The organism is Agarivorans sp. D1326, from assembly GCF_056958115.1.
The window spans coordinates 361,106-370,829 of the sequence record NZ_JBTWEN010000005.1; the positions used below are offsets into that span (position 1 = coordinate 361,106).

Below are 9,724 nucleotides of genomic sequence, written 5' to 3' on the forward strand. Positions count from 1 at the left end.
CATCAAGATAACAAGTCGTCAGCATAAGCGAACAATGCGGGAGTTCCACCAGTGTGCCAAAACAATACGTTTTGATCAGAACTATAAGCCCCTTGGCGCACTCTAGCGATTAGACCCGCCATCGCTTTAGCGGTATAAACTGGGTCTAATAAAATGCCTTCGGTTTCAGCCAGTAGCATAATCGCTTCGCGTTCTGCGTCACCAATGATGCCGTAGCCTTCACCGAGGTAGTTGTCATCTAAACAAACCTCATTAGCGGTAAAACTCTTATCCAAGGCAAATTGTTTAGCCGCACTATTGGCTAAATCGGCAATAGTTTGATTAAAGCTTTGCTGCCCATGATTTAGCTTGTCGATATTCACGCCACGCAAATTTACCTCTAAACCTAACTCAGCCTTAGCCAACATTAAACCTGCATGGGTTGCACCAGAGCTAGAAGCAAATACTATTTCATCCAGTTCATCAATTTGCTGCTGCAGTTCATGCAATGCAGCTGTAAACCCTAAGCAGCCTATGGCATCAGAGCCACCGTAAGGAACAACATAGGGATTCATACCTTTTTGCATAAGTTGCTGTGCTAGCTCTTCAATGCCCTCGCCTTTACGCTGTTGGCCAGCCCAAATAATGGTTGCGCCGAAAAGCTTGTCTAACAACACATTACCTTGAGCGAGGGTTGGTGCACTGCCACCTAGCAACAAATAACAGGGTAAATTAAGCTTAGCCGCAGCAGCGGCCGTTTGACGACAATGATTGGATTGAGCTGCGCCTGCAGTAATGATGCAATCGGCCTTCTGCTGCATGGCATCGCCTAACAAAAACTCCAGCTTACGCACTTTGTTTCCACCCAAGGCTAGGCCACTTAAGTCATCGCGTTTTATATAGATTTGCGGACCGGCAAGATGCGCGGAGAGGTTGCTTAATGGATGAACAGGCGTGGGAAAGAAGCCTAAAGATTGTCTGGGCTGATGTTGCCAATTCATGCTATTTCCCTTTTGTTAGATTAACCTTACTTAAGCCGTTAAAAGGGAAAAGAGCAACTATTTTTTTCCGGGGGTTAAAGGCGTGAAAGTCATTTTCCCGTCTTCATATTTAGTTTCGGTTGGCCCATATTCACGGTTAGTAAATAGCTTATGACCAACTATGTCTAAGCGTACATTGGGATGCAGCTCTTTTTTAACCGTAAGCCTCGCATTAGAGAAGAACTGATCTTCCATCTGCTGGTTGTAATCGAGGGCAAAGTCTATTTGCACTAACTCTTGACGAGTATGATGCAAAGTAGCCGAGAGCTTGTCGGCCATGCCCTCTTCGCGATCTTCTTGCTTAGTTGAGCCCAACTTCATTTGAGCATCGAGTACCTTGCTCAGCTTATCATGCAAGGTGTGTTTGATATTGTTTAGGCTACGTCGCTCTTCTTGAATATCATCAAAATCACCAGAGATAGTAAGTTGCGTGGCAGTACCCGCTGTGGCGCCTAATACCACTGCGCTAATCTCTCCACCGGCATCAATTGAGCCACCAACCAAAGTGCCACGTAGGCCACTGGCATCGCTCACGGTGACTTTGCCATCGGTTTCTATTTTACTATGCAGAAGTTGGCTGGTAATAGTGACATCTTTACCTGCATCAATATGTGAATACTGAACAAAAGTAGCGTGTAACTCGCCCTTAGCATTAATGGTGCAAGAGTAATTTTCATCGCCTTCCATCAAACGATGACCAATCACTCCTTTGCCAACTACCACATCGCCACCGGCGGTAATACTAGCTGACTCTACAAAGCCATTAATGTGCACGTCGCCTGAGGCCTTTACTTTCATGCCGTCACCAACATTACCAGTAATCAACACGCTCCCGGCAAAATCAACGTGTCCGTAGCTTACATCGACACTCTTAATCGACAATACATCGTCGACTTTCATGCCATTTTCTATCTCAAGCGGTAAGCCGGTTCTATCGGCCAGCAATAAATTCGCGTCATTTACGGCAATCTTGGTGCCTTCGCCTACAGTGAAGGGCACTTCATGCCCTTGCTTAAAGGGAAGTTCCTCACCACAAACATTTTTGCCCGCCTGACCATGAGTATGAGGATGTCGACGCATTAGCTCTACATCAGGCTCTACCGTTTCCAAATTACCTAAGTCGCGCATGTCTACACGACCATCTTCGGTTTCTTTAGGTTTTAATAAACGTTCTTTAGGGGTAGCGACAAATCGTTCAAAGCGGCTGTCTTCGCCATCTACAGATTGGCGGCCAAGGGCAACCACTTTCTTAATTTTCACCCCGGGATCAGCTTGTTTGGCCGCAGCTAACAAGGCCAAGGCTCGTTTTTTTTGTAAACCAAACACCACGCCAGCTTCTTGCATGGCGCTAACTAAATCACCCTGAGAAATAGGATTACCACCATAAGCAGCAGTAATGGTGGCTCGCGCTACCATTTTATCTTCAGAAACATCGATAGTGACTTCGGCATTGCGAATGTTGGCTAACTTAACAAAAGTCTGCCCCCATTGCTCAATTAGGTCTGGAGATTCACGTAATTCAGCAAACTTAGCGACGGCATCATCTATCGCCTCTTCATCAACTAAGTAATCACCAAAATTAGAGCGAAGAATTAAAGCTTTCACGTCGCTAACACTTACGTGTGATTCTTGAGGTGTTATCTCAATTAGTGCCGCTAATTTATCTTGGGATAAACGTAAACAGCTTAACTCCAGCATTCAATCCCCTTAACTTAATCCTTAGCTGCCAAATAATTGATTACTTAAGACAGCGCTTTCAACCTCATTATGCCTTGCAGCAGGTTGTTAACCAATACTAGCCTAAGCTTTAGTTTTCAACTAATTGAACTAGATCTGAATTTACTAATTTGAATTCTCACACTACCGCAAAAATGCTCAAGCACAAACAAATTCAGTAATTTGTATGTCAAATATGATAATGAATAAGCAGGCTTGTCTATAACACCATGCAGCATTACACAAATAAGCACCGGCTAGTTGACAAAACGATAAACAGCGGCCTTGCGCACTAGAGCGCAAGGCCTATAAGGAAAGACTATTGCTTGAGCAGCTTATAGTTTAAAACCTGGTTTGTGAGGTCTTCGGTGGTGATAGGCTCAACACTTAAACTTAAACCAGAGGTTTCTTCAGTAACCAGAATTGGCGTGACGTCGTTACGAACTGGGTAAGCCCCACATAACTCACCTTCATCACAAATACGGTAATCATTGTCATGATCACTGCCCACTGTTAACTCATATTCACCAGAAAGCACCTCGGCGAAGCTAAAGCTAAACTCACCGTTATTCATGTTCACCGATTGCTCATAATGGGTAGAGCCTGTTTCTGGGTCAGACAACAGTACATACACTAAACCGCTGTCGCCGGCCTGAACGTTGCTCACATTCATTGAAACACCGAGATTCAGCTCACTACCATTAGATACGCTAAACACCACACTGGCGCCATAATTGCCGTCGCTTAAACCGTTACGGTTTACACTAAGTAAGTAATCTCCGACGCCGTTTGCATCTACATTGTGTGGGCTTACCGTTAACCAACTGGCATTGCTCTGGACACTGTTCACCGACAAACTCACACTGCCAATAAGCTCTACACTTACTTCAGCACTATCTTCGATAAAGCTAAGACTCACTTGATTAGTGCTCAAACTTAAGGCGCTTCTATCGGGCTGGTCAGTATCTAATTGCGAACGTACTGCTTTTTCGGCATTAATTAAGCCATAACCGTAAAGCTGATCGAAGCCATCACTTCCAATGTCATCGGTAATTTCACCCTGAGCAAGCAAATTCAGCACATCATCAGTGGTAAGCTCTGAATTAAGTTGACGCATCAAGCCGATAACACCTGCCACATGTGGCGCGGCCATACTGGTGCCGTTTAAGTACTGGTAGCTGGCAGAGTTACTGCTACCATTTTCTGCCACGTAAGTGCTATAAACGCCATCTCCGTAGCCATCACCATTTAAGTCGGCACTGCCATCACCACCCGGTGCAGCAACATCAATATATGAGCCATAATTAGAATATGAAGTGAGGTCTTTTGCGGCGTCTACCGCACTAACACCAATAACATTGGCAAATGCCGCTGGGTAACTAAACTGCGAGGTACTCTCGTTACCGGCAGCAGCAACCACAATCACACCGCTGGCTATTGCTTGCTGGGTTACCGAATCAAAGGCGCTGTCGTAACCACTTCCACCTAAGCTCATATTGATTACATCTGCGGTTTGGCTAGGCACACGATTTGAGGCATTGCTTAAGCCAGCCGCATATAAAATAGCTTGTGAGATATCCCAAGTACTACCGCCATAGCGGCCAAGCGTACGCAAATTCATAATTTTTGTATTGGGCGCTACGCCCGCGACGCCGAGGCTATTATCGGTTTGTGCCGCCACCGTACCCGCCACATGTGTACCGTGCCAAGAAGAGCCGCCACCCGGGCTAGTCAAGTCTCCAGGATCTTCGGGATTAGCATCAATACCATCGCCATCTAAGGCATTAGACGCATCGGAAATAAAGTCGTAACCGTCACTAGTTAACTGATTCCTTAAATCGGGATGATTCTGAAAAATGCCGGTATCAATAACCGCTACCACCACATCATTTAAGGTGCTGTTTTGCATGAGCTGCCAAGCATTATCTAAATTGATTTGTTCGTAGTGCCACTGGCGAGAAACCAAAGGGTCGTTAGACAAGGCAAAAGGTTGGTACAAATAGTTAGGTGAAACTGATTGTTCCACCCCGCCTAATTGGTAATGAAGGCGCTTAATCTCCAGCAAAGTACTGCGTTTGGCGGCATATTCATCACTAAACTGAGCACCTAAGCCATCTCCAGCGGTACTATTTAAGGCCACTGCTTGTTGGTCATTGCTTTGGTAAAGGCTCATTTTTGCTGACGATTGTGCTTGAGTCAGGCCTAAATCTTGAGTGCTAAGCGAAGCTGCCCGCCCAGCCTGATGCATAACCACCATTTGTTTGGCTACAAAATCTTGTTGGGTACTGAAATGCTTACTCTCAGGCAAAACAGCAGAGCTTTGACCGATCAGGCGTAAGGTGTAGTTACCTCGATATGGACCCGAATTAAAGGCGGTGTAAGCTTCCACAACAAGATAATAACTGCCAGTTTGATCAACACTTAACAACTCGGTTTTGTTAATGCCTAAAGAAGAGCTAACTTCAAACATGGTGTCTGCATTTATCAGACGTAAATCAAAATCGTTACCGCTAGTTTCCCAATCGGCAATTTCTAAAAACAAACGTTGATTAGCTTGTAAATCGACCCGATAAACATCACGTTCATCGGGTTCATTTACAAAGCGATCTTTAGCTTCACCAGTAGCATGGCTAGCTAAGTAGCCACTTACCGTGGCAATAGGTGGAAGTGGTTGAGCGTCGGCATAACTATTGTTCGTAAAATACTCATTACCAATATCATTAACATCACTATCTACCACTGTATTGACGGCGGTGGTTACCGTGCCGCTCACCGGATAGGTTTTTCCATCTAGCACTAAAACGCGGGTTTCTGCTACCTGCTCTTGGCCTTCAAAATCACGTGAAGCGCGCACCATAAATACGCCTTCCTCGTTATAGATATGCGACACAGCCTCACTGCCAAGTGAAGTGCTTGAATTGCCGTCACCAAAATCCCAAGTAACTTGCACATTAGTTAAGTCACTTGCAGTAGAGATTGCTTGAAAATTAACATCTAAGGGAGGGATGCCGGCACTTTCTGAGCTTAAAATAGTTAAGGCGGAAGCAGCGTCATTAGTAACCTGAATTACAGTGCTAGAGGTCGAGCTTAAATTATCATTATCTAAAACTGTTAAACGGACCGTATAGTTGCCTTCGCTGGCATAGCTTTTAGAAACATTGATTCCGTTTGCGCCGCTACCGTCACCAAAGTCCCAAGTATAATCAACAATAGTACCGTCATCACTCGAGCCACTGCCGTCAAACTGAATAAGCTGCCCAATAACAGCTTCACTGCGACTTACACTAATGGTCGAACTCGGTGAACCGGCAGACGAGCCTGAGTCACCACCACCTCCACCACAAGCAAACAAAGCTATGCTAAGTAATACCGCTACTATTGCTTTCATATAATCCCTTACATCTACTATTTAGCGCTGTATATATACTACGCACTATATAGTCACAATTATATTAGGCTTATGTAAAGAAAGTGAAAATTTTACCAAACCTATGCGACATTGTTGTGATGAGCCAAGCAGTAACAGCGCACAATGCTAAAGTTACCTGGCAAACTTAGGTATTTGCCTTATCCCGCTTTAGTAGCTCATCATTTTGAACCGCGCTGTCACCCTGCAACATAGCCTTTGGAATAGACCCTTTAGTAGGCACACTTTTGCCCTCTTGGCTAACCCCGGTTGCAGCGCTAGCAGTTTGGCTTGCCGCAGCTATTTGCTGGCTGCCTTCGGCAACAATATCAGCACTTGCTAAAGCCGCTTGCTCGGCCAGCTCTTCGGCAGTAGGTAATACTTGAGTAGCACTTGGATCACCCGACATACCAGCAACAAGAGCAGCAGCAATACCTTGGCCTAACTCCGTAAATTGCTTTTCAATATCGGCACGCAATACGCTTTGTAATAAATCAGTGCCCGCTAAGCCTGCCGCCACTGGATTGCCAGAGGCTAACCCCATGCCTATGTTCATAGCGGCGGGAGCCACGTCCATAATGCCAACATCCACCGTACCCTCGGCTTTGTCGCCTGTGTTCGTAGCTGTCGCCAGCGCTTCAGTGTTTTGTTGGGTATCGCTCTTCGGGCTTAAAGCATCTTGTAGCTTTTGAGTAAAACTAGTGTCTGATTTTACTTCACTGGCTTGCTGATTGTTCACCTCAATCAACTTAGGTTTATAATCTAGGCTATTGGTTGCGAGCGGGGTGTTGCTATAAGAAGTCGTCATATTCTTCTCCTTCAATATTGATTATTGCGTGTTTTCAGTAAGGGCGAACGGATCATCTGTAACCGCCACCAATACATCACGAATCTGTATGTTAGCCATGTCGGAATAGCGCTCAGTCGCTAATACCGCGCGGTCAGATTGCACCGACACTACCGTTAGTTGAGTTTGGTCTGCATTAAATATAGGGCCGCGCAGCCCTCCATCTAAATGCATTAAGTACTGCTGCCTAACCAGCTCAAACTTGTCACCTTTACGTACACCATTCGTTTGTCCAATGTTGATTACCACTTGTCCGTTATACAGCCCAACAACCGTTGCCAAACTTTGGCGGCAATAGAGTGCATCCTCAACGTCACTAACTGATTGGTCGATGTAGGAGTCAATCAACTTGCCATACTCTGAGGACCAAAAGGTTTCACCCGTAACGTCCAACTTCATCGTCACGTCGAATGGCCATTCTCGATTAGACCCGTAATTTTTACGGAGTACCGTTTCTCCATTGATGCCATCAATCACATAGAGTTTTACTTGAAAGTTGCGCAGTTTAACGGTGTTTTTCATGCCGAGTAGGTTAGTGGTGGTTTCGTTGTAGCTCGACATGTCATTGATCTTGCCAAACAAAATATATTGCACGTCGTACTGTTGAGATAAGCTGCGTGCTACTTTGAGCATTTGCGGTTCTATGTCATTAGCATAGCGGCCATCAAACGCTATTTGGCGAGTCATTAAGTGCCGGGCATCAACCCTTTTACTCTTTGATTTAAATCGGTGAAATAAGCGCTGCGAGACTTCTTCTGGTGTTCTATAAACCCCGCCAAGCTGTGCATGTTCGCGCTTCTGCAATTGAAAAGGCCCTACAAACAGGGTTTTAGCATAGCTATCTTTCTCGCAGGTATTTAGAGGAAATATGTCAGCGGCCACTTTAACCGTCATTTGGTCATCAATGATGGTCTCAACCAATAGCTTCATGTCATACACTTCACCATTAGTACGCACCGTTAGTTCATCGGTTTCCAACACGCCAGACTTCACTACTTGCAGTGACTTTACACTGGCACCACCGCGATACATTAAGGTTAACAAAGCGTCTTGGATAGCCTGCTGACGAGCTTTATCTACTTGGCCGTCAACGATCTTGGCTTGGCCCTCACCCTCTAACCAAATAGCGTAACTGGGCAAAGTGATGCCCATTAACGTCAGCAGACACACGCAAACTCGTAAAAATTTAGACATAATTAACGCCCTACAGTGGCCACATACTTCCGCCTAGGAATGAAGATAACCAGCCTTGAGTTTGCACGTCAGCGTGATCACCAGTGCCACTAAACTCGATACGCGCATCGGCCACCTGGTAGGAACCAATCGAGTTGTCCTCTCCAACGTCTAACGGCCGCACAATACCGGTAAAGCGCATGTACTCTTTACCATTGTTGATTACTAGCCACTTTTCACCGCGTACAACCAAATTACCGTTGTTCAGGATGTCGACCACCGAAACGGTAATTCTGCCTGACAAACGATGTCGCTGATCAGCATCTGAAGATCCGTCAAAATCTTGTTTTTGCTTCATTTCTAGCTCGACCACACGTCCGTTAATCGTTAGATTCCCGCCCGGCACAGTAACCGGATCAAGCTTATAGCTGTTCTCTTTACCAAGGTTTGAACTGGCCGATTTAGTCGCGGTGGCTTCCTCCTCCAAAAGCACTGTAATGGTGTCGCCTAGTGCAAAAGGTGGGGTATAACTATATAAGCTGCGTGAAGTATTGCTGTTAAACATCGAGCCGGTAATAATCACTTGATCCGCAGCTGGGCTAGGTTCAATAGGTGCATAAAAAGGATCATCGGGGATCGGAGAACGGCTATCGGTGCTTACTGTGACTTGACGTTGATTGCGGTCTTCTCGCTCTTGAACGTTCTCCGCAACTTCTTCTACACCATCTACAATTGACGAACATGCTGACAGCAACAATACATTGCACAACATCACTACTCTGGTAATCATTGGTCTATTCCTACTTACGTTAGTTTCCGTTTACCGTTCTCTTTCCACTTGCTTTAACCTAGGCCCGAGCTTTTTATCTCGTTTATTGTAATTAGTTACCTAAGAAAGCCTTAGGCCACAAATAGCAAAGCAAATGCCACTAACGTCAGTAGAAACATATCCTTACGATAATCTAGCTGACAAAATCTTTACCTAACCGACAACATTCCGTCGTTTTTGCCGCTTTTAGCTAGGTACGACACAAAATGCAAATTAAATGCCACTAAATTCATAAAACTCAGTATTTTATAATGTTTATATAAATTGATATAAATTTTAATTCACTGCAGCCGATACAGCTTAGGTTGAGCAGAAAAACTAAGTTTTAGTCAAATAATCGGCAAAACTTACCTCAAGCCGGATAAAAGCTGCCTTTTTGATTTTCGTTCTAGGCAAAGATTGCCTAGTAACTCTTACCGTAATTCTAGAAACCAACCAGCCTTAAAGTAAAAAGCGCTCAAAACAATTAGTTAAATACGGCTTCAACGAACTCAACTTTTGCATCTCAATCAAGCTAGATCACTTGGCTATGAGATAGCCTTCCAACAACTTACCAACTTCACGTTCATAAGCCTTTAGAACTGCAACCATTAAGCACGGCCAATAATGAAAACGCTCTTTAATAAAAATGGGAGATAGGGAAGGGGATGATATGCCTGAGAGACTAAACTGCAGGCAATAAAAAAGCCCTCGTCATTAGACGAGGGCTTAGTATGAGAGCCTGGCGGTGGTCA

The 9,724-nt window shown here is 44.9% G+C and carries 6 protein-coding genes; all 6 read right to left on the minus strand.

What is annotated here, in order from left to right:
* Nucleotides 1-2 precede the first annotated feature (2 nt).
* Nucleotides 3-980: a D-cysteine desulfhydrase family protein gene (locus tag ACYFDN_RS12470; RefSeq protein WP_483511371.1), complete on the minus strand. Its 978-nt coding sequence runs from the start codon at nucleotides 978-980 to the stop codon at nucleotides 3-5.
* A gap of 57 nt (nucleotides 981-1,037) precedes the next feature.
* The gene (locus ACYFDN_RS12475) at nucleotides 1,038-2,717 is read right to left on the minus strand and encodes a DUF342 domain-containing protein (protein WP_016403094.1); all 1,680 of its coding nucleotides are present in this window, start codon (nucleotides 2,715-2,717) and stop codon (nucleotides 1,038-1,040) included.
* Nucleotides 2,718-3,054: 337 nt separating this feature from the next.
* Nucleotides 3,055-6,123 (minus strand): S8 family serine peptidase, encoded by a 3,069-nt coding sequence (locus ACYFDN_RS12480; RefSeq protein ID WP_483511372.1) that lies wholly within the window; start codon nucleotides 6,121-6,123, stop codon nucleotides 3,055-3,057.
* 166 nt (nucleotides 6,124-6,289) lie between these two features.
* Nucleotides 6,290-6,949: a hypothetical protein gene (locus tag ACYFDN_RS12485; RefSeq protein ID WP_483511373.1), complete on the minus strand. Its 660-nt coding sequence runs from the start codon at nucleotides 6,947-6,949 to the stop codon at nucleotides 6,290-6,292.
* A gap of 21 nt (nucleotides 6,950-6,970) precedes the next feature.
* Nucleotides 6,971-8,182 carry a flagellar assembly protein T N-terminal domain-containing protein gene (locus ACYFDN_RS12490; protein WP_483511374.1) on the minus strand — a complete coding sequence of 404 codons (1,212 nt, stop codon included), beginning with the start codon at nucleotides 8,180-8,182 and terminating at the stop codon, nucleotides 6,971-6,973.
* A 10-nt stretch (nucleotides 8,183-8,192) separates the two neighbouring features.
* Nucleotides 8,193-8,951 carry a flagellar basal body L-ring protein FlgH gene (locus ACYFDN_RS12495; RefSeq protein ID WP_016403089.1) on the minus strand — a complete coding sequence of 253 codons (759 nt, stop codon included), beginning with the start codon at nucleotides 8,949-8,951 and terminating at the stop codon, nucleotides 8,193-8,195.
* Nucleotides 8,952-9,724 lie beyond the last annotated feature (773 nt).